The 22088-nt window shown below is 43.5% G+C and carries 15 protein-coding genes; 9 read left to right on the top strand and 6 right to left on the bottom strand.

The window, feature by feature from the left end; translation table 11 throughout:
* Positions 1-79 precede the first annotated feature (79 nt).
* The 3 genes from ASN18_RS14355 to ASN18_RS14365 all read left to right on the top strand — a co-directional run bounded on the left by ASN18_RS14355 (position 80) and on the right by ASN18_RS14365 (position 4747).
* Entirely contained in the window at positions 80-2182 is a 2103-nt protein-coding gene (locus tag ASN18_RS14355; protein WP_085053471.1) for an ATP-binding protein, read from the top strand.
* Between the two features lie 70 nt (positions 2183-2252).
* Positions 2253-2828, top strand: coding sequence for a rubrerythrin (rbr, locus tag ASN18_RS14360; RefSeq protein WP_085053472.1), 576 nt, complete (start codon positions 2253-2255; stop codon positions 2826-2828).
* Between the two features lie 44 nt (positions 2829-2872).
* Positions 2873-4747 (top strand): GNAT family N-acetyltransferase, encoded by a 1875-nt coding sequence (locus ASN18_RS14365; protein WP_085053487.1) that lies wholly within the window; start codon positions 2873-2875, stop codon positions 4745-4747.
* A gap of 9 nt (positions 4748-4756) precedes the next feature.
* Here ASN18_RS14365 and ASN18_RS14370 read toward each other — a convergent pair whose 3' ends face one another.
* The 3 genes from ASN18_RS14370 to ASN18_RS14380 all read right to left on the bottom strand — a co-directional run bounded on the left by ASN18_RS14370 (position 4757) and on the right by ASN18_RS14380 (position 10519).
* Entirely contained in the window at positions 4757-5248 is a 492-nt protein-coding gene (locus tag ASN18_RS14370; RefSeq protein WP_085053473.1) for a response regulator transcription factor, read from the bottom strand.
* A gap of 172 nt (positions 5249-5420) precedes the next feature.
* The gene (locus tag ASN18_RS14375) at positions 5421-7061 is read right to left on the bottom strand and encodes an ATP-binding protein (protein ID WP_085053474.1); all 1641 of its coding nucleotides are present in this window, start codon (positions 7059-7061) and stop codon (positions 5421-5423) included.
* 2 nt (positions 7062-7063) lie between these two features.
* Complete coding sequence (locus ASN18_RS14380) at positions 7064-10519, bottom strand: PAS domain S-box protein (RefSeq protein ID WP_085053475.1); 3456 nt, start codon at positions 10517-10519, stop codon at positions 7064-7066.
* 1523 nt (positions 10520-12042) lie between these two features.
* On the opposite strand from ASN18_RS14380, the gene ASN18_RS17290 reads away from it, so the two are divergent.
* Positions 12043-13248: a hypothetical protein gene (locus ASN18_RS17290; RefSeq protein ID WP_157073019.1), complete on the top strand. Its 1206-nt coding sequence runs from the start codon at positions 12043-12045 to the stop codon at positions 13246-13248.
* Here the strand turns inward: ASN18_RS17290 and ASN18_RS14390 are convergent.
* Positions 13228-14121 (bottom strand): methionyl-tRNA formyltransferase, encoded by an 894-nt coding sequence (locus tag ASN18_RS14390; RefSeq protein WP_236861785.1) that lies wholly within the window; start codon positions 14119-14121, stop codon positions 13228-13230. The two genes, ASN18_RS17290 and ASN18_RS14390, sit on opposite strands and share 21 nt — an antisense overlap.
* Positions 14122-14242: 121 nt before the next feature.
* Here ASN18_RS14390 and ASN18_RS14395 point away from each other — a divergent pair, with 121 nt between their 5' ends.
* Genes ASN18_RS14395 through ASN18_RS14415 form a run of 5 tightly spaced genes read left to right on the top strand, consistent with a single transcriptional unit; the run spans position 14243 to position 18906 of the window.
* Positions 14243-14953: a WbqC family protein gene (locus ASN18_RS14395; RefSeq protein ID WP_157073020.1), complete on the top strand. Its 711-nt coding sequence runs from the start codon at positions 14243-14245 to the stop codon at positions 14951-14953.
* 28 nt (positions 14954-14981) lie between these two features.
* Positions 14982-16013 carry a radical SAM/SPASM domain-containing protein gene (locus ASN18_RS14400; RefSeq protein ID WP_085053479.1) on the top strand — a complete coding sequence of 344 codons (1032 nt, stop codon included), beginning with the start codon at positions 14982-14984 and terminating at the stop codon, positions 16011-16013.
* Between the two features lie 5 nt (positions 16014-16018).
* Positions 16019-16975, top strand: a complete 957-nt coding sequence (locus ASN18_RS14405) for a radical SAM/SPASM domain-containing protein (protein WP_085053480.1) — start codon at positions 16019-16021, stop codon at positions 16973-16975.
* Between the two features lie 4 nt (positions 16976-16979).
* Positions 16980-17849, top strand: coding sequence for a creatininase family protein (locus tag ASN18_RS14410; protein ID WP_236861786.1), 870 nt, complete (start codon positions 16980-16982; stop codon positions 17847-17849).
* Positions 17842-18906 carry a bifunctional UDP-4-keto-pentose/UDP-xylose synthase gene (locus ASN18_RS14415; RefSeq protein WP_085053482.1) on the top strand — a complete coding sequence of 355 codons (1065 nt, stop codon included), beginning with the start codon at positions 17842-17844 and terminating at the stop codon, positions 18904-18906. Before ASN18_RS14410 ends, ASN18_RS14415 begins: the two co-directional genes overlap by 8 nt.
* 136 nt (positions 18907-19042) lie before the next feature.
* Here ASN18_RS14415 and ASN18_RS14420 read toward each other — a convergent pair whose 3' ends face one another.
* A complete protein-coding gene (locus tag ASN18_RS14420) occupies positions 19043-20500 on the bottom strand; it encodes a B12-binding domain-containing radical SAM protein (RefSeq protein ID WP_085053483.1) in 1458 nt (485 codons plus the stop codon).
* Positions 20497-22088 (bottom strand): FAD-dependent oxidoreductase (locus ASN18_RS14425; RefSeq protein WP_236861787.1); only part of this gene is annotated, 1592 nt, incomplete at its 5' end. The genes ASN18_RS14425 and ASN18_RS14420, both read right to left, overlap by 4 nt.

Genomic DNA, 22088 nt, shown 5'->3' on the forward strand with positions numbered 1-22088 from the left:
CCCTATAATAATTGACACTTCTTACAATGTCAATTTAAAAAGTTGACAAATTGAGGAGTAAAAATTAATATATAAGCATATGTCAAATATTAATATATTAGTGCTGACAAGAGATGCCTCAGTTACAGCCTCGCTCTGTGGCACGCAAGACGCAGCCGCAGAGTTTAAGATACTCTCAGCGGCTGCAATCGATGAGGCATTAAGCATATATCTTAAGGAAAGGCCTGTCCTTGTCATCCTTGACGATGACGAATCATTTGTAGATTTCCCCGGCGCGCTAATATCTCATGCCAACTCAACCCCAGTCAACGGTGACTCCATAGCCACTATAATCGCCCTCACAGGACAGCATGTCGGTGAACACTCAGAGCGGTTCTTTCAGGCAGGTGTTGATATATTTTTGCGTAAGCCTGTAAATATTCATGAACTCAGAGGAGTAATCAGACACGCCGCACGGCTCTCTGAACTAAAGGCAATAGCCCTCAAACATGAACCCCTTATGACCTTGATGGATAACATCCCCGATTCTATCTACTTCAAGGACACTAAGGGCAGATTTGTCATGGTGAATAAGGCAAAGCTGGCACACTCTGATACCACAATGAAACAGATGATTGGAAACACAGACTTTGACTTCATGCCGGAAGACGAGGCCAAAGCCGCATCTGATATTGAAAAAAACATCATGATCTTCGGCAAGGCAATTGTTGGTAACGTTGAAAAACATACCCGCAGAAATGGACAGGAGGTCTGGGTCTCGGCAACTAAGATTCCCTGGTCAGACAGCGATGGCCGTATCATAGGCGTAATCGGCATATCACGCGACATCACTGACATGGACAAGGCAAAAAAGGCGCTTGAGGCCGCCAATGACGAGCTTGAAAAACGAGTCAAAAAACGTACTATGGAGCTGACACTCTCAAACGAAAAACTTAAAGAGGAAATAACTCAGCGCACCCGCATGGAAGAACAGATAAACAGAAACTATCAGATACAGCGTGTCATCAACTCCGTGCTTGAGATTTCAATAGAACCCATATCGATGAAGGAACAGCTTGCACATGTCCTTGAGCTTATTCTATCCATCCCGTGGCTTTCGTTACAGTCAAAAGGCTCAATATTTCTGTTCGATGAGGACAACTCCATACTTATTATGGAGACCGAACGGGGGCTGTCGGCTTATCTGAAGGAAGTATGCAAAAACATCCCCGTAGGGAAGTGTCTTTGTGGCTTGTGCGCTCAAAACCTTGAAATCGTCTTCACAAATGAATTAGACGAGTGCCACCATGTCCACTATGACGGCATGGCAAACCACGGGCACTACTGCGTACCGGTTATGATAAGCGGGCGGCTGCTGGGTGTGATAAATCTGTATGTCGATGCCGGTCACAAGAGGAATGAGATGGAAGAGGCATTTCTGCGCGCAGTTGCTGATACTACGGCAGGTATAATAGACCGTAACCGCGCAGAGTCAGAAAAACTCAGACTTCAGGAGCAGTTGACTCAGTCAGAAAAACTCTCAGCGCTTGGACGTCTCTCAGCAAGCGTTGCTCACGAAATCAGAAACCCGCTTGCCGCACTTGGCGGTTTCGCCAGACGGCTGTTTAAGATAATCACTGACAATACAAAAGAAAAAGAATACGCCGAGATAATCTGTACCGAGTCCACAAGGCTTGAAAATATTCTAAGAGACATCCTGTCATACTCCAAAGGGGCAACCCTCAACCTCACCACTCACGACTTAAACGATGTCGTAAGGGATTCCCTTCTGAACTATGACGAGATTTGCAGGAACAAATCAATAGAGCTGCAAAGCCACCTGCCCGCCATCGAACCGATTCACATAGACAAGGGTAAAGTACGCCAGGTCATCGATAATCTTATCTCCAACGCCATTGACTCGATGGAGTACGCGGGGGTTATTAAGATTACCACAGGGGTAAGCGCTAAAGACGACAAACAGTATGCCTTTATTCAGGTGGCCGACTCTGGCTCTGGAATCCCCCCTGATAAGCTGAAGATGATCTTTGAGCCGTTCTTCTCAACAAAAGAAATGGGGCGCGGTACGGGGCTTGGTCTTTCTATAAGCAGAAAAATCATAGAAGAACACGGTGGTAACATCACAGCTAAAAGCAATGTGGGAGAAGGCTCTGTGTTTTCCGTATTTCTGCCCTACCGCTGATCGCTGTTATAATCATCAGGCGGGCATCCCACTAAACTATGAATTGGCTCAACAGTTGAGGAGGTAATACATGAAGACTATCAGGGAAACCCGGACAGAGAAAAACCTGCTGGCCTCGTTCGCAGGTGAATCACAGGCAAGAAACCGTTACACGTTCTTCGCCACCGCTGCTAAAAAAGAGGGCTACGAACAAATCTCGGCTATATTCAATGAAACGGCAGAAAACGAAATAGCACACGCTAAAACATTCTTTAGATTTCTCGAAGGCGGCATGGTAGAGATTACCGCCTCCTATCCAGCCGGTATAATCGGCAGTACAAAAGAAAATCTCAGGGCAGCAGCCGAAGGTGAACACGAAGAACACACCCTGTTATACCCTGAGGCTGCCAGAATTGCCGATGAGGAAGGATTTAAAGAGGTCGCAGCTGCTTTTCGGGCAATCGCATTAGTTGAAAAGCAGCATGAACAAAGATTCCTTGCGCTCCTGAAAAACATAGAAGATGACACAGTATTCACCAGCAAAGAACCGGTAAAGTGGAAGTGCAGAAACTGCGGTTATGTGGCAGAGGGCACACATGCCCCTGAGAAATGCCCCGCTTGTAGTCATCCGAAGTCACATTTTCAGATAAAAGAAGAAAACTACTAACAGAGGGATTTGAAGTAGTGGCTGCCGCTGCGCAACTGCATCACATGTACATGGAGAAGTTCGCCTCTGAGGAGTATATCTTCAGTCATCTCAGGCGTGGCGGCAGGATTTTCATTGGCACAGGCTGTGCCGAACCGCAGTACCTTGTGCAGGCGTTGATAAGATATGTCGAGAACAATCCGAAGGCATTTTTCGACGCCGAGGTGCTGCAAGTCTGGACGCTGGGTGTTGCCGCATATACGCAGGAGAAGTTTAAACATGCCTTCCGGCATAATTCTTTTTTCGTGGGGCATGATACGCGCAGGGCGGTAAACAGCGGCCTTGCCGATTACACCCCCGTGTTTTTGTCACATGTGCCGCGGCTTTTCTACCAGCGATTAGTGCCCATAGATGTTGCCCTTGTTCAGACCTCACCGCCTGACAAGCATGGGTTTATGAGCCTCGGCATTAGTGTTGACATAGTTAAGGCGGCAGTGGAGACGGCAAGGCTTGTCATAGCTCAGGTTAATACAAATATGCCGCGTGTCCACGGCGATGGTTTTATACACATCAAGGACGTTAATTTTATTGTCTCAGCCGACGAGCCGCTCCTTGAGTACAAGTTTGACGTGGACTTTGCAGCCGCTGAGAAAATCGGTCAGTACGTCTCAAAGCTCATCGAAGACGGCGATACGCTTCAGGTAGGCTACGGCAGCATCCCAAATGCCGTTGCTGCAAACTTAAAGGGGAAAAGACACCTCGGCATTCACACAGAACTCCTGTCTGATGGCCTTGTTGAGCTGATAAAATGCGGGGCTGCTGATAATTTAATGAAAACCAGAAATCACGGTAAGACCGTGGCCTCGTTCTGCATGGGCAGCAAAGACACCTACGCCTTCATACACGACAACCCCTCAGTTGAATTTCGCACCATAGACTACACCAACAGCCCAATGACCATTGCCTCACACGAAAACATGACGGCCATAAACACCGCCCTCGAGATAGACCTGACAGGGCAGTCCTCGGCTGAGTCGCTGGGGAAGACCTTTTTCAGCGGCATAGGGGGTCAGGCAGATTTCATGCGCGGTGCGGTAATGGCAAAAGGTGGAAGGGCTGTTCTTGCTATCGAATCGACCGCTGTTGTAACGGCACCAGACGGCGGGCAGACGACCGTCTCCAGAATCGTACCATTTTTACGCGAAGGCACCGGTATTACCTTAAACAGAGGGGATATCCACTATGTCGTCACCGAATACGGTATTGCATGTCTGCACGGGAAAAACATCAGGGAGCGGGCTATGGAGCTGATTTCTATTGCCCACCCTTCTTTCAGGGAGCAGTTGATTGAAGAGGCAAAACGGGCAAATCTCATTTATAGAGACTTGAAGTTAAGTCACGGCTGCAACGCCCGCTACCCCGAAGAACTAGAAATCTATACAACCGTTAAAGACAACAATACAGAGCTGCTTCTAAGGCCGGTAAAAATAACCGACGAACCCCTGCTGAAGGATTTTTTTTACTCCCTCTCTGACGATACGCTCTACAAGAGATTTATCTCCGTCAGGAAGGACATGCCTCACGAAAGACTTCAGGAGTTCATATCAATCGATTATGTTAATAAAATGGTACTCGTTGCAGTCGTAAAGGAAGGTGCGAGGGAATTAGTAGTCGGCATGGGGCAATTTACAATTCTAAAGGATACACATGCCGCCGATGCCGCCTTCGTCGTGAGGGATTCATATCAGGGGATGGGGATAGGAAAGAAACTAATTAGCTACCTGACATTGATAGCAAAAAAGCGTGGATTACTTGGATTTACCGCCGAGGTACTAAGCGCTAACCGCCCCATGCTGGCGCTCTTTGACAGTATGGACGCAGATATTTCTAAGACATACGAAGAAGGGCTGACCGTGTTGAAGGTCATGTTTAGGCGCTAACTCAACGTCTTACAACAGCTCTGCAATCTCTATCCCCGCACTGGCGGCATATGCCATATTTTTCCGCTTGTGTACTTCAAACGCTGCCCTGTAGAGGATTTCAAAAAAATCGTCGTCACAGTATGGCTTGGCAATGTAGTCGTAAAGACCAAGCGCTGCCGCCTTTTTTAAGAACGGCTCTTCGTTTAGGGCAGACAATATCAGTATGGGGGTATCAGGGCTTGACTTTTTTATCTTTGAGGCCATCTCAAGCCCATCCATTATCGGCATTAATATGTCGGTTATAACTATATCTATCTTGTTATTGTTAAATAACTCAATCCCCTCTTTCCCATTAGTCGCCGTATATACCTTGTTAAATCTCCGCCTGAGGACTATCTTCAGGCCCTCTAATATTATGGCCTCGTCTTCCACGCAGAGAATTGAGGTGTTTTTCTTTAACTCATCACCAAATAAGGCCTTCCAGCCTGACTTATCAGATACGTTCTCTGCTGTTACCATAGCCGCCCTCCGTTGTCACAGTCTCCCGCTGTGTCATTCCAACACTTACAGCCCTATTGTAAAATACGTGTATAATTATTTTCAATATAAATTTTTTTATTATATACGTTACTTTATTGTAGCATTAATTTTATTTATACTACAACACCCAAGTTCCGCTTATAAACATATCTTAAAAATACCGCTTTGGCAGTTTTACCGTAAACACTGCTCCATATTCACCGTTTGATGCGTGGATACTGCCGCCCATGTGTTGTTCTATTATGACCTTTGACATGTAAAGCCCAATGCCGGAACCCTTGCCTGTCCCCTTTGTTGTGAAATATGTGTCAAAAACTTTTAATATATGCTCTTGCGGTATACCACCACCGTTGTCGCTTTGCTCGATTATGATTTTGTCATAGTCATCATACAAATCGATCATAATGTTTCCCTCGTCAGTTTTCTTCATCAAACCCTTTTCCCTTCTGTCAAGTATGGCATCTTTCGAGTTAGTGAGTAGATTGAGTATTACCTGTTTGAATTCGTTCTTGTTTGAGCTTATCACACATTGCTCACATTCTTGATCGCATTCTTCTGTCTCAGGGAATGTCTTGTTATGTATATGGCAAGTAAACGAGTATGAAATGTTATTGACTTTCATCTGTGCCGACAAAAGTGAAAACATCTCTCCCACAGCCTTTTGTACACTAAATAACTGTTTTTCTTTGTCAGGCTTCATAAAGTTTTGGAAATCTTCTATTGTGTTTGACATGAAGTGGATTTGTTTCAATGATTCATTTACCGTAGTGTCAATTTGGGTTTTGTCAAGTTCTCCATATTCATAGGAATCCCTAATCTCCTGGACTATCAGCCCTAAAATATTCAGGGGCTGCTTCCATTGATGAGCGATTGCTCTGATCATTTCTCCCATTGCCGCCATTTTTGACTGCTGAACAAGCATCTCTTCTTTTTCAAGGCGTTGTCTATATTCTTTTAATGCTGCTTCCTTCAGTTCTTTGTTAATTTGCTCAAGCTGTTCGTTTTTCCTCTTTAATTCCTCTTCAATCTGTTTGCGATAGGTGATGTCTTCTATGATCCAAATGCTCCCTATGGACAGGTCGGATGAATTTATAGCCTTGCCCGAATATTTACACCACAGCTTAGAGCCATCCCTTCGCACCATTTCAATCTCTTCACTACAAACCACACCCTTGGCAAGTTTGCAATATGCCTCTTTGCCAAACTCTTCATATGCCTCTTGAGACGGATAGAGTATCCTTGTGTTTTGCCCTTCCAAATCCTCCCTTGTAAAGCCGAATATCTCGGCCAGTTTAGAGTTCAACCAGATAAACTTTCGTTCCCTGATAAGTGAAATCCCTATACTGGCGTTGTCAAGAATGATGTGCTGTTGGTGCGTCATAGATAAAAGTCTTCCTGTCAGTTCTGTTTTTTCTTTGTCGATTTTGGACTTATACAGGGTGACATCTAAGGTTATCTGGAGTTCTTTGATGTTGACCGGCTTTAGCAAATAGCCGTAAGGGCTTGTCAGCTTCGCCATTTCAATTATGCCTTTCTCAGAGTGCGCAGTCATATAGATTATGGGGATGTTATGCTGCTTGTGTATCAGGTCAGCCGTCTCTATCCCATTCAACTTCCCCTTAAGGGTTATGTCCATCAGCACAATATCTGGCATCTCTATTGCTATACTGGCAAGGGCTTTCTCACCGGTATCAGATATCCCCGTTACGGAATATCCCATCTGCAAAAGCTCATACTTTATCTGCATGGAAAGTACTGCTTCATCTTCGACGATGAGTACTTTATCGTTCATGTTTATTCCCCTTTGACCGGAAACATAACTACGGCTTCCAGTCCATCTTTAGATTTGATTTGAAGCATTCCATCGAGCTGTCCAGCTAAGGCAGTTACCAGCTGAAGGCCCATTGTGTCTGATTTTTGATAATCAAATCCTTCAGGCAGCCCGATGCCGTTGTCCTTGATTGTCAAAGTGTACGTCTGGTCAGTCTTTGTAAAATGTACGCTTATTATCCCTCTTCTTTTGTCAGGGAAGGCATATTTGAAGGCATTGGTGAGGAGTTCGTTGACTATCAGGCCGCATGGTACGGCTGCTTCCAAATCAAGTTCAATATTCTCAATATCCATTATCGAGGTGATTGCATTGGTATCAATACGGTACATACTGACTATCTCTGAAACTATTGACTCGATATATTCGGCAAAATTAATTGATGATAAATCTGGTGTCTGATAAAGTTTTTCATGCACAAGGGACATGGACTTGACCCGCTGCTTGCTTTCCTCAAAGAGCTGCTTCACGGCAGTGTCCTCAATTGTCCTTGCCTGTAAAGCAAGGAGACCTGTCACAATGGCCAGATTATTTTTTACACGGTGATGTATTTCCCTGAGAAGGGATTCCTTTTCTCTGAGAGACTGCTTTATCTGCTCTTCCGTTTTCTTGTGCTCAGTGATATTTTGTACCGTACCAATACCGTATAAAGGCTGGCCTTCGCTGTCCCGTACTATCTCTGCCCGTTCTCTGACCCATATAGTCTGCCCCGCAACTATCATGCGGTGTTCAATGTCATAAGGGACGCCACCCAGTGCCTCAGTCCATGCTGTGAGCACATTATCACGGTCATCTGGATGAATGATTGAGATAAAGGTTTCAAGATTAATAGACCCTTGTTCAGGGATTCCAGCCATGCGATATACTTCTGCTGACCACTTCAGACGATTATCAGGGATATTAAGACGCCAACTGCCAATTTGGGCGATGGCTTGAGCGCGATTAAGGTCCTCTTCGCTGTCCTTCAGCTCTATCTCCATCTTCTTTCGTTTGGTGATGTCCCTTGCGATTCCCTGTATGACGCCTTTATTCCTGTCAATAATGCCAGCATTAATATCCACGTCTACAAGTTCTCCTGTTGAACGTCTAAATTTGCTCTCAAAAGAAACATGACCTTCCTTAATAGTTTCTATAAACGCCAACCTGCTATTGTCTAATTCTTCGGGTGGATGAAGCTCAGATACGTTCATTGAGCTCAAAGTTTCCAAGGGTACTCCCATCAGCTTTGCCGCCTGTGTATTAGCATTTCTTATATTGCCGTCCATGTCATGAATAAATACTGCATCATTGGATTGCTCAAACAACATCCTATACCTCTGTTCACTGTCGATAATTGCTGCTTCTGCCTTCCTACGCTCGGTGATATCCTGGAATGTACCCATCAAGCGAACCGGCTTCCCACTTTCATCAAGGGTGAGGTTACCGAGGGCATGGCATACCCGCACCTTGGCATTCGCTAAGAGAACTCTGTATTCACAGTCAAAAGGCTGTCTGCTCTGCAGCGCTCCTGTGACGTTGTCGATAAAGTGTTTCCTGTCGTCGGGATGTACTAAAGACGTAAATATTTCATACGATGGCTCCAGCTCCCCTGTGGGAATGTCCAGTATTTTGAAAACCTCGTCGTTCCATGCCACTTTTCCAGTGACAATGTTCCAGTCCCATACTCCGATATTTCCTACGGACGTGGCGAGGTCATACCGTTCCTTTGTCTGCGCCATATACCGTTCCATCTTTTTACGGTCGGTGATGTCTGTTGCAATTGCACACACGGCATAAGGCTTGCCTTCAGAACCATAGAGAGGGAATTTCATTGAAATGTAGTTATGAATACCATCGTCTTGAGGCACTCTTTCTTCCACTTCAAGCGGTTTGTTTGCCTTCAATACCTCAAGGTCTGCATCTCTAAATGCCTTGGCAGCTTCAATGGGGAAAATATCATAGTCTGTTTTCCCGATTATTTCGTTTTTAGAAACATGAAACAGGTTTTCATAAAGAGAGTTAATCAACAGATACCTTCCAGCCAGGTCCTTTACAAATATAACAGTGGGGGAGCTGTCAATTATCTTTTGTAACTTCTCTTCGCTCTTATAAATCGCTGCCTCCGCCCGTTTACGCTCAACCATCATTCCTATAAAATCTGCGGCATGAGAGAGTCTGAGCTTTGCAATGTCAATAACAAACTGTGGCCGGCTCTGGTATCCCAGTGCAAGATTAGACAGCTCTTTAACATCCACATGGAACTTTGAAGCAAGTTCCGACAACTTTTCAGGGTCTTTAGGCGGGTCACCGTAACCGAAATTAATTGAGCCTATTATTTCTTTGCCGCAGCGAATGGGAACCGCATAAAGGTGAATGCCTCCAGCGCACTCAATGTCTGTAGGTTTTCCGCTTTCTATGGAAGTCTTTGATGCCTCAGACCAGCACGACTCATGGCAGCTCCACTTGCCGCTGCTCAATGCCTGGTCGACATCATCGGTATTACAGAGCTTAAAAGATGCCTTATCTAATAACTGACACCAGCCTGAGGAGAAAATACCTGTTGCATAATCCCCATTTTTTTCATAAACTGCGCTGGATGTTTCGAGCAGACCCATAAATTCATTGACAATATTTGTAAGAGTTTCCGTGCCTAATGTGTCCAATATAGTGCGTTCTTTATTATATTTTGTTATATCCCCATAAGCAGGAGTATAGACTTCACATTGGATAGCTTTTGGTTTAAGCAGCCATTCGATTTTTGATAACTCCTCTTCTACCCGCCTGCGCTCTGTTGACTTCATGAGTTCTATGCCCCATCTGCGCGCATATGTGATAGCATAAAACCAAACCATCAGAGTTGCCAGAACAGTCATAGTAACTGCAACAACCAATGAAAAAAATCGGGAATGAAGCCGCTGAGTATCGTTTGCAATAACCCGCCTCGCCGCGGCAACTGTTCTTTCCATGCCGAGTGCATATTTATTTTTCAACCTCATGTATTCATCGGAATTTAGCAGGGCAGATGCCTCATTGAGTTTGCCCTGGTGCGCCAATGCGAAAGACCGGCGTTCCATTGCAACCAGAGCGGCGTTTGCTTCATATGTCTCATTGATAAACTGTTTAATTTCTGCTTGCGGGATAGCAGACCTTAAGTCATTAATATATTTTTCTAATTGCAGGTCGAACTGGTCATATCTCTGTTCGTAACTAAAATCCCCCGTTGCTGCAGCCATACGTGCCGACATGGTCAACACCTCGTCACACAGCATGATGAGACCGACGGTTTGTGTAATAGTTACATGTTTGGTGGACAATTTCTCATAGCTGCCATGCATCTGCCATGTGCGCCATCCGATGAAAACGATGATTACCATGCTGAATGAAAAGACAGCCACAAAAATCTTTAGTGGAAATCTATTTGAGGGCTTTTGGCGTTTTGTCATATCAATACACAGCTTTCAGTGTTCAAAATGTACTTGCCCCATGTGTGTTTCATCCGACACCAATCCCTTCAAGTGTATAATTTTTTGCTTATAAATATTGTAACATCTTCTGCTGAAAATTGCTCAGAGTAGAACTAATCATCCAGGGCAAACGCATTTTTGGTAAGAATAGGACATTTCTACTTTGGTGGGACATCTGCGTGTTTAGGTATTGACGTAAGCTCGACTACCTTGTTAGATTATCATTATGGAAAAAAAGGATCATGGCTGTGTCGTGCATAGGTTCGACGAGATAGTCAAGGTGCTCAATCGATTGCCATTCAATATGCGGAAATTCAGGCTTGTCGTAATTTCACGTGTTGAATCGGACTATGATGGTTTCAAGCCGTATCAGCTTTCGATTCAGCCGCGAGACACCTGTATCTCTATCTGCTACAGTCTCAGATGCTATGCTTAAACCGGTAAAGGCTGTATATTGTTTATTGGTTTGTATATATGTATTAACGGTTTTATGGTTGAAATATTCCAATATATATAGTTCATATTTTTATAGTTCAGGCAATATATACCTTGTTTATAATCTGCTCAGGATTTTATTTTTTATTTTTATTATTTGGATATTGTACTACCCCGGATACCTGTTTATCGGGTTTATCAAAAAGAAATACCGTACGGAGCTGCCAGAGTTGGGCGGCCTGGATGTGTTTATCGTGTCATCGTTTGTTGGGGCTTCTTTTTACAATGCTGTCGTTTTTATTTTAGGCTTGTTGAATCTGTTGTATTATGCCGTTATATTTTTTGCTACATTGTTTATACTATTGCTGTCGTATAAGCATTTTAACAATATATGTCGCTCATTGCCAGCCGTAGCCGATAATATTGTCGATAATTGTACAAAAATAAATTGGAAGTGGTTGCTATCCAATTACATTGCAGCTCTTTTGGGTATATTGATAACTATATCCACAGTGTTTATATTCATAGTAAAAGGATTATCCCCCGATATCGTAACCAACGACACGGTAGGACACTATGTCCCATACTATATTGAGGTCATAAAAAGACATAGCTTATGGATGAATAATTATTACCAGCATTTCTATGTATCCAAAGGCAATGGTCTGTTTTTTATGTCGATGATTCTTACAGATATACAATCGTCGCAATTGATATCGTTCCATTTCTTTATGTTGTCTACAGGTATGGTATTTTTGATGATCAGGCATGTAATGACTCGTTTATCTTTAGGGAATAATATTGTATGGCCTCTTTTGGGAGTCTTCTCGTTTATGTATTCCATTACCAATATGGACAGCGAATTTCAGAAATACCATGTCATAAAAGGGTCGTTCGTGATACTCGTCATATATGTTTCTATGATAACCGCGTTATATAAGGACAATATACGAATATATTCTATTATATTGTCTTTATTGATATCGTCTGTGATTATAACTTCCCATCATATAGCAATAATAATTATACCTTATTTATTATGCATGATTGTTTATTATAGATTTATTATGAAAAATATCGTATATAAGATATATATATTGCCGCTTATCGCATCAATGCTATCGATAATGCTTGCCCTGACAATGAATTATTTAATGACAGGCCTTATAGATATTACACCGCTTAGTTTTACCTATAAGTATATGAACACGGCCATCTTGTCAAAATGGTTGAGCCCTTATGTGCTGTTGCATGATACGTCTTATGAGATACTGCGCCACTCATTATCAGATTATGGCGGTTCAGAGAGTATTATATTATCAAAGTTAGAAGGGTTAAACCTGTTAGCAACCCTCAAGATGTTGTTGTATCTATTATGCTATGGCCCGCCCATAATAAATATCTCTGTGTATTGCGCCCTACTGGGTATTTTATTGATCATTGTTTTACAAAGAAACGATAGAAATGATATTCTCGACATTATGATGCCGTTTCTTGCAGGCTATTTAGCGATATATGCCACAATAGTAATATTGACAAACTATTCCCCATATCTAAGGTCTATAAGTACAATCTTGCTATTTCTAAAGACAATGGTACTTATATTGCCACTTGTGTATTGTGTAGGACAAAAACGGCGCATTACCGGCTATATTGCCGCAATTGCCATATTGCTACATTTGGCGCTTGTAAGCGGAGGGATAATATATAGATATCCCAAAGGCGCATTAGACATAACAACCGGAAGGATAGGATTTAGTACGTTTTATTCATATTATTGGCCGCATATGGTTTTATGCGAAAAGATTCACTCAATTGTGGGACGCGGTGAAAAAATAGAGCTATTGAACTTCTTTCCCGGGTGCTACGTAATACCCAACAATAATTTTCAAAGGCCTTTAATGACCGATTATAATAAAAATAAAGAATTTACCGACATTATGTACGAGGATTTAGCCTCCGCAAAAAAAGTAATAGATAAATATGGCATACGCTATTTCCTGGTAGATTTAAGCCAGGATATCTGCAATGATATAGTATATTCATCCATATTCCGGCAATCGAACATGAAGGATAATCTCACTGTTAGTTGGTCTTCGGATAAGGTCTATCTGCTGACATGGAAGAACATAGGGGACAAACCGTTAGACGATGCCTTTATAGATATGTTGACCGGGAAATGCAATGGCACATCGGGGCGGCGATATTTCGAGGTTGCAAGGGAAGCGTACACCGCCGAGCGCCGCGGTGAACTACAGCTGCGGGGATACTAAGACAGCGCCTGCCTTTATCCCGTGAAGAGGCTCGGCTACTCTGCATATCATTATGGAGCCATCTTTTAGGGAGACCTCTATATCCCCGTTTCGATATACATGCTCTACGATTCCGGCCTTACCTTTTTTGTTTTTATAAGGGTAACACTCGGCAGAGGAAATCAATATGGTTTTAGGCTCACCGCCGTCAACGATGGTAGTTCTACTGAGAGGCCAAGGGTTGGAAGCCCGTATGAGGTTTAATATATCGTCAGTCTTTTTGTTCCATTGAATATACGTATGGGCTATTGTTCTATAGGGGAGGATTGGGTGTTCATCCGAGACGTATTTTATAGGCTTTGAGTTTGAGGCATCTTTCAAGAATGCTGCAGCCAATCTGCCTGCCGTCAAGGAGAGTTTATCCCTGAGCCTTCCGTCTGTGTCAGTTTTTTCTATCATCACTGGTTCCTGAGCATACATGTAACCGGTATCGATTTTATCGTGTTGAAGCAGGTGCAAGGTAACGGCAGTTTCAACCTCTGCATTTGCAATAGCCCAAAAGGTTGGGGTTCTTCCTCGATAGAAAGGTAATTTCGACAGATGTAAGTTGAAACTTCCGTTTTTCGGTATATCAAGAAGCTCTTTTTTCAGTATCTGGTTGAAAGTGCCTATCATGATCAGCCGCGGAGATAAATTCCGCAGCTCTTGAGCGTTTTCGTTGATATTGGGTGTTTGGCGATATTCTATTCCGTATCTAAGGCAAACCTCTTTCAATGGATTTTCTTGAGGTAAATATACATCTGGATAATGAACACCTTCCGGTTCGTAGACCCTGTCGATGATGAGTCCTTCGGATATTACGGTTCGTAGTATCCTGCAGCCGAAACCTCCCATGGTTAACAATATACATGACATTTATAGGTACATGATATCATAAGCCCGGCGTGTAAGGCAAATCGAGACCTGTACTTTTTTGAAGATATCTGGTACAATCGACTAATAGGGGGGCATAACCGTGAAAGTTAGTATAATGCAGCCCGGGTATCTACCGTGGCTCGGATTTTTCGAGCTGATGGAACGTTCGGATGTATTCATTATATATGACGACGTAGATTACAATACCAGCTCTTGGCGAAATAGGAACAGGATTCGCACAAAGGACGGCTCTGCGTGGTTGACTGTACCGGTGTTGACCAAGGGCCGCAGTGGACAAAAAATCAATGAAGTGCAGATAAACAATAATGATTCCAAATGGACACAAAAACATTACAAATCGCTCGTTCAATACTATGGGCGCAGCCCTTATTTCGACAGGTATAATCCATTTTTCAGGGACTTATACAACAGCAGTTGGGTAAAGTTAATAGACCTCGACATGGAGATAATTAACTACATGAGGCAAGAGCTTGACATCGGAACAAAAATAATTTATAGTTCGACCCTGTATGGAGCCGGGCAAAAAAACGTGAGGATAATCGAGATATGCAGGGAATTTGCGGCATCGGAGTATATTTCTCCAAACGGTGCGAAATCTTATATAGAGCCGCAATTGTTTGAGCAGGCAAATATAAAGCTAAAATTTCAGAACTACAAACATCCTGTCTATAGGCAAGTATATGATGGATTTGTCAGCCACTTATCGACCGTGGATTTGCTTTTCAACCACGGCGGCTTCTCAAAAGAAATCATAATGTCAGGGTCGTGCCTGCCTAACTCGAATTCATGAAATTTTATGGTGTTTCAAGTTTATTTTAATGACGGATTTAGGTTATAATAGCGCAGCGATGGAAATGAATCCATTCTACAAAATGAGGGCAGGGGCTGAGGAATTTCCCCTTATGGTACATATTGAGATTACCTATGTATGTAACTCGAAATGTCCCCACTGCCCTTATACCGAGAGCAACTCCGACATTAGAAGGTTTAATTGGGACAAAGGCAACAGGCATATCTCGGTAGGACTGTTTCAAAAAGTGGCGGATGAGGTAGGTAGCCATGGCAGATTTCTGAGAATAACAGGCGGCGGAGAGCCTATGATGCACCCCGAGTGCGTAAATCTTATAGAGTATGCAAAGAAGGTCGGCTGTTCTGTCGGCCTCATAACCAACGGTTCTTTGATAACGCCTCCGGTGGCAGACGCGTTGCTCGATGTGGGACTGGATGTTATTGAATTTAGTGTAGATGCGGCCGACCACAAGACATATAAAAAAGTCCGCGCTGGCCTGGATTGGAATCAACTAATGCGTAACATGGAATACATCCTAAGCAGAAGAAACAGTGAAAACCTCAAAACGCGGATAATAACAAGTGTTATTAACCAAAAATCCGTCATGGACAAAATCGAGGCGATAGAGGCATTCTGGAAGCAGCGAGTAGATCATGTGGTTATCAGGAAGTTTCTTTCATGGGGAATGGTCAATAGAAAATTATCTGGCGATGATATACCTTTTTTAAATGTAGACACCCCGTGTCCGTATCCATACGAAAGGTGTATAATTACGCAGGAGGGGAAGCTGGTTTTATGCGGTTATGACATTGAGGGCGCCAATGCGGTTGGCAACATTAGCGAAACCACAATTAAGGCTATATGGAACTCTGTGGAGTACAAAAAATTGCGTGAGGCAATGTGGCTAAAACACTACGACGAAATTCCTTTTTGCCGTGACTGCCAGGATAGGATTTACAGGTCATGGGACCATAATTATCTTAAAACGTTGGAGCTGTCCGACTCCGGCAGAGAGGTAAACATACATTCGCATGTCTGCGGCAAGGACTCAAAGGACTGAAAGCAGTGGCGACCCCGGACCTGAACAAGGTAAAGTTGACATTGAAGAAATTGAGCCTGCCGAAGCTTGCTATTGTCGAGGTAGTAGCGGGATGTAACCTGAGTTGTGTCATGTGCCCTCAGAAAACCATGGATAAACCCAAAGGAAAGATGTCATTTGCCATATGGAAGAAGATTATAGACGAGATAGCGGAGCGAGACCCTAACATAGAGGTGTGGCCCGCTATAATGGGTGAGCCGATGTTGATGGGAGACATGCTTTTTAAGATGATTAAATACGCCAAGGACAAGGGGATTAAAAAGGTAATATTGAATACGAATGCAACGTTGATGAACAGAGAAGCCTCGCAGAGGCTTATCGATACCGGAGTTGACCAGCTTATTTTCGGCCTGGACGCTGCCTCCGAAGAGGTTTACAGTAAAATCAGGATTAATGGGGATTATAAAGAAGTAGAGTCCAATATACTTTATATGGCCGGGTTGGTAAGTGACAGAAAATTGAGCAAACCGATGTTAATAGCCCAGTTTATCGAAATGGATGAAAATACCCATGAAAAAATATTGTTTAAAGAAATGTGGTTGAAAAAAGGACTCGTGGTAAAATTAAGACCACGGTTAGGCTGGGGATATGGCGTTAAGGCAGAGAACCTGAGTTATGCCACAGAGGAGCGTATACCCTGTCCATGGATTATGAGGACGATGAATATACATTGGAATGGAAAGGTAGCCCAGTGTGACGCCGATTACCAGGGGCATTTTTATGCTGGTGACCTGAATTTTCAGACAATAGACGAGGTATGGAATGGAGAGTTGAGGCGCAGACGACAGTTGCATTGGGATAACCAGTGGCTCTCGCTACCATGCATAAAGTGTCAGGACTGGAAAGCGGGCCTTTCTGAGTTTTATTTTCCGGACAAACCGGAGGAAATAATCTATAAGCCACAGCTCGAGGATGGTTTATAGTCTTATGGGCGGCAATTTCTCTTCACTTGATATATATAAAAACAAGAATCCCGGAAACGACAAATTGACCATTTGTGCGATACCTTTCGGGGCAGTCGAACAGCATGGCCCTGTGCTGCCAATCTCAACGGATTCCATACTGGCTGAGCACCTTCTGAAGGCCTTGGCCGAGAAAGTATCACATAGGTATAATGTGTTCATCTATCCAGGTATACATTATACCCCATGTTCCAGCAGTGCCGAATATCCCGGCAATTCCTCGGTAGATAACGACGTGTTTCGCAGCTATACACATAGCGTCCTGTCAAATTTCTTGAAAGAAGAGACTGATATAATTATGCTTTTTAACGGTCATGGGACTATAGAAGGACATTTGAACGAAGTAGTCTACAAATTAATGGAACGGCAGTATATGGCCAACCAGGAACCCATAAAGTACTTTTTTGTTGCAAATGCGTATGGCGGCAGGTCGGGATTTGGCAATAAAATAGGTTCTCCAATGGGCAGGCACGCGGATTGGTTCGAGTTTCTCGTTTTATATAAAATCTTTGGGAAGGAATACTTTACGGAAGAGAAAATGAGCTGCCTTCACTCCATTCAGGCATTGTCAGGAAATCAGGGCAGGGAAGACGGGGTTTTGGGGCTGCCGATAAAATATCGCTCCCAATATGGCACGATAGGCCCGGTGCTGCCACAACAAGGGGATTACACGTTATTGTCCGAGCAGTTGTGGAGTTTTTTGCTTGAGCACATGGAGAAAGAAATAGTTGAAAAAATAGATACGTTTATCGCCCGTTGGGCTTTTAAGGATAATCTTACAGTAATCGGCGATTTTGAAGACATTTTAAGGAGGTTCAACCGCGAAAGTGAATAAAGAGAAGACGGTTTTCATTATAGGTATAGACGGTTTTATAGGCTCTAATTTATTGCAGGAATTGCTTTCAAGGGGTGGGTATATAGTAAAAGGCCTAGATTTTAACGACAATAGGGTGTGCTGTTTTAATGGACACAAAAATTTTCATTTCGTCAAAGGAGACATCTACGAAAACCTGAAACTGATAGAGCAAATGATTCAAGAATCGGACGTTGTGTTACCTCTAGCGGCTATAGCCCAGCCTAAGCTGTATATACTCGACCCCATAAACGTGTTCAAGCTGGACTTTGAGGCTAACCTGGAAATAATAAAAATGGTAGTGAAACATAAAAAATATCTCGTGTTTCCATCGACGAGCGAGGTTTACGGCAAGGTATCGTCTGAGTATTTTAACGAAGACAATACTGACCTGGTAGTAGGCCCGATAAACCAGCAGCGCTGGATATATAGCTCGATAAAGCAGCTTCTCGACAGAGTGATTCATGCTTATGGAGTGAAGAATGGACTGAGGTACTGCTGTTTTAGGCCTTTTAATTGGATAGGTCCGGGGCTGGATTGTATGCGCGATGCTATGGAAGGGAATAGCCGCGTAGTGTCGTCGTTTTTTGGACGGCTTTTGATGAAAAAACCGATTTTAATCGTAGGAGATGGCAGTCAGTGTCGCTGTTTTACAGACGTAAAAGATGGGGTGGACTGCCTCGTTAGTATAATAGACAACGAGGTTACCTGTAATGGTCACATTTTTAACATAGGCAACCCGGATAACTTTATGTCAATATACAATCTGGCCATTAAATGTATAGATATTTTCAAGAAACATGCCGATATTCCTCATGATTTGAAAAAACACGCAATTTATGAATTCGTATCGCAGATGGAATACTACGGCAAGGGCTATGAAGACATAACCCATAGAAGGCCTTCCATAAAAAAGGCGGAAACTGTTTTAGATTGGAAACCAATCGTAAAATTGGAAGACTCTTTGGCGAGTACACTTTCTTATCTATATAGCGATTACAAGCAAAACGGCTGTTCTATCAGTACAAACGCACTATAAAAAACAAGGAGAGGGGAAAGGACAGTGACTGGCACAGTATCTTACGGGATATAGGGATAAATGAGGAACCTATGTTGCCGAATCCGCTCTTAACCTTTTAGTGTGTTTGTCTTTGCTGTTCTAAGATTTCAGTGTATTATTTCTTTCCTACACGGTCAGTAGGCCACGCGCCATATTTGAATCCTAAGGGATTGCCAATAGTATTTCTGAAATAATCGAGGGCAGGCAGCAGTTTAAGATTAAAAAATCTAAACTCTTGCATGAGATTCAAGCTTCCGATGAAATTGTACAGATTGTTGGGTTTACTGTTTAACAAGAGTTTCCCAAAAGGGCCTTTCATCAGGCCTTTTTTGACGGATAGTGAGAAGAGGTTTGCGATATTGATAAACTGTTCTCTGTGAGGAGTTTTTACTATGGGATTAAGCGGGGCCGCGTCAAAGTCGTCAATGGAATAGTTTTTATCGATATAACCGTTTTCCTGCGCCCATTTGGTCAACTGTAGAGCTGGATGTGGAAGGAAGACGTTACAGCGCGCAAAGTCAACACCACATGTGGCATTAAGCTGAATAGTACTTAAGGCTTCTTCGAGAGTCTCCGATGGCAATCCTATCATGTTAGTGGCCATTAATTTTATGCCGACCTTTTTGAATGCGCGGCATACCTCAACTGCCTGTTCCTGTGTCCAGTATTTTTTCAACAGCTCCTCACGGATTCGCTTGCTGCCGGACTCAAGACCAATTTGCACACCTACACATCCGGCGGATTTAAGCAGCCCTATGGCCTCCATGTTTGTGTCGGCCCTTGCGTTACAGGTAAAGGGGAGTTTAATCGTGTCCTTGTAGATATTAGCGAATTCCTTGAGCCATTTCAAGTCATGGCCGAAGGTATCGTCGGAGAAATGTATGCTGTTAAGTGGGGCAATACCTTGAATTGATTCAATCTCTCCAATTACATATTGTGGAGATTTTTGTCTATGAAGCCGCCCTTTACCAAGCATTTCTTGCTTGTATAGCGGGGCATGGCAAAATGTGCATGGGTAAGGGCAGCCAATTTCCGTTATGAGTCTTTTCAGAGACATATTTTTCAGAAAAGGATACTTAAAAAAAAGCGACCGGTCAGGGAATGGAAGGCTGTCTAAATCTTCCAGCAAGTGCCCTATAGGGTTTTTATGCCATGTACCGGAGAAATTAATCCAAAGTCCGGCAATATCGGTTACATTTTCACCTTTCGAAAGGCTGTTAAGCAAAGTGGCAAGCGGCACTTCACCCTCGCCCCTGCAGATATAGTCAAAGGCCCCGGATTCAGCCATATGCTCAGGATAATACGTAGCATGCGGCCCGCCAGCAATTGTCGGAATTACAGACTCGGAACGTATTTTCTTCCCAAGCGAGTAGGCAAACCGGTGAGAACCGGTTACTATACTAAACCCTATGATGTCAGGCTTGGTGGTTTTGATATAATCGAATATATCCTTAACATGCGAATATAGGACTACGTCGGCGGTATGACCACCAGTTCGGGATATATAGGCAATTATCGAAGCCACACCAAGTGATTCTTGAAGCCCGTTTTCTATGATAAAAAGAATTTTCATCTTGTCGATTGAATACTCCCTGCATCTCTCATTGCCATCTGCATAGTAGCGTGTATATTAACATAACAAAACAATCCCTGTCTACCGGTGGTTAAGACGTTATTCATAGAATTTAGGTAATTACCGATAATATTTAAATCATCCTTGAAACCGATATGATAGATAGGATAAGCCTCCTCGTATCTGAAGAGGCAGGTATCTTCTACATCATCTTCGCAGATTAAGTCTTTGTTGACAATATCGGCAATTACCCTCGATATGATTTCACCATCTGATGCCACATTTGCCATCTTAATGGAATAATCGGTCATCTCTGCCAGTAAAATAGTCTTCCCCGGGGGAACGGTAACAAGGCCGTGAACGGTCGGTTCACTCAAACGGTTAAAAATGGCGTCCCTATAATAAGTACATATGGCGTTGCGGACTTGCTGCTTCTTTACCAGCAGGCCGCAAACGGTAAGAGGGAGGTAGCTCAACCGGTTGGCGGCAGCAGTCACGTCGCGGTTGGGGGACGGGGAGAACAGATTTACCAGGTACTTTATGGGAATAGTGGAAATGATGTTGTCCACGTGTATCTGCTTTATCGAATTGTCTGGCAAGCGGTATTGTATGAGAGAGCATTTGCCGTTGTCAGTGATAATCTTTTCTATATGTATGCCGGTCTCTATGATGGCGCCGCGTTGCGTGACATGTGCGACCAGGGTGTCAATCAATTGGTGGATACCATTTGGGGCGTAATATAGCTTCCCGATAACCCTTTCGGTAAGGTTGTGGCCGCTGAACATACGGTCTATGCCAAGTTTCTCGAAGATGTCATGAAGGATTTTTAGGACATCTGACCTTGGGATTCGTTCGAGTGCAAAGGTCTTGTCAAGTTCCTCACAGGGTCTGCCCCAAAATTTATGGGTATAGTCCTTAAAGAATATATCATAGAGTTTAGTGCCGAAATGTTTTTGCAAGACTTCGGCGGAGTTTTGTGGCTGTTTTCTGAATTTCAAATAGGAGGTGGCTAGGCTGAAAACACATTGGACGGCGGTTTTCAGCGGGAGATTCCTGATAATATCTATACCGTTTAAGGGGTAACGATAGTACTTGCCCTGGAAATTGATATGTAGTTTTCCAGCCCTGTCAAAATCGAACAGGGTATCACCCATTAGGGCTTTAATACGCTGTCTGAAGGATTCGTTGTCGGTGTGGAAGACATGAGTGCCGTATTCATAGACATTGCCGTTTTTCTCGTGATAGGACAAGAGACCTCCCGGCATGGGGTTTCTCTCAAGGACATAAAACGGTTTTCCAGACTCCGAAAGCTGCCATGCGGCTGCCAGCCCAGCTGCCCCGGCACCAAGAACAACATTGAATTTTCCAGCCTCCATTCTCTTATATAACATAAATCCAGTATTTATTACAAACCCCAGCACCCAGGGCAAACGCATTAGAAAAATAAAGCAGATATTGCCCATGAAATTAGCGCTGGTAGATGGTTTCCTGGATTCCCGCTTTCCAGACTGTGTCATAATAAAACCAGTCATGCCCCCCCCATTCTTTGAGGGGGGCATGAGTCTGCTGCGGAGGTGCGGGGTATCAA

The organism is Candidatus Magnetominusculus xianensis (assembly GCA_001541255.1).
In the GTDB taxonomy this organism is placed as follows: Bacteria; Nitrospirota; Thermodesulfovibrionia; order Thermodesulfovibrionales; family Magnetobacteriaceae; genus Magnetominusculus; species Magnetominusculus xianensis.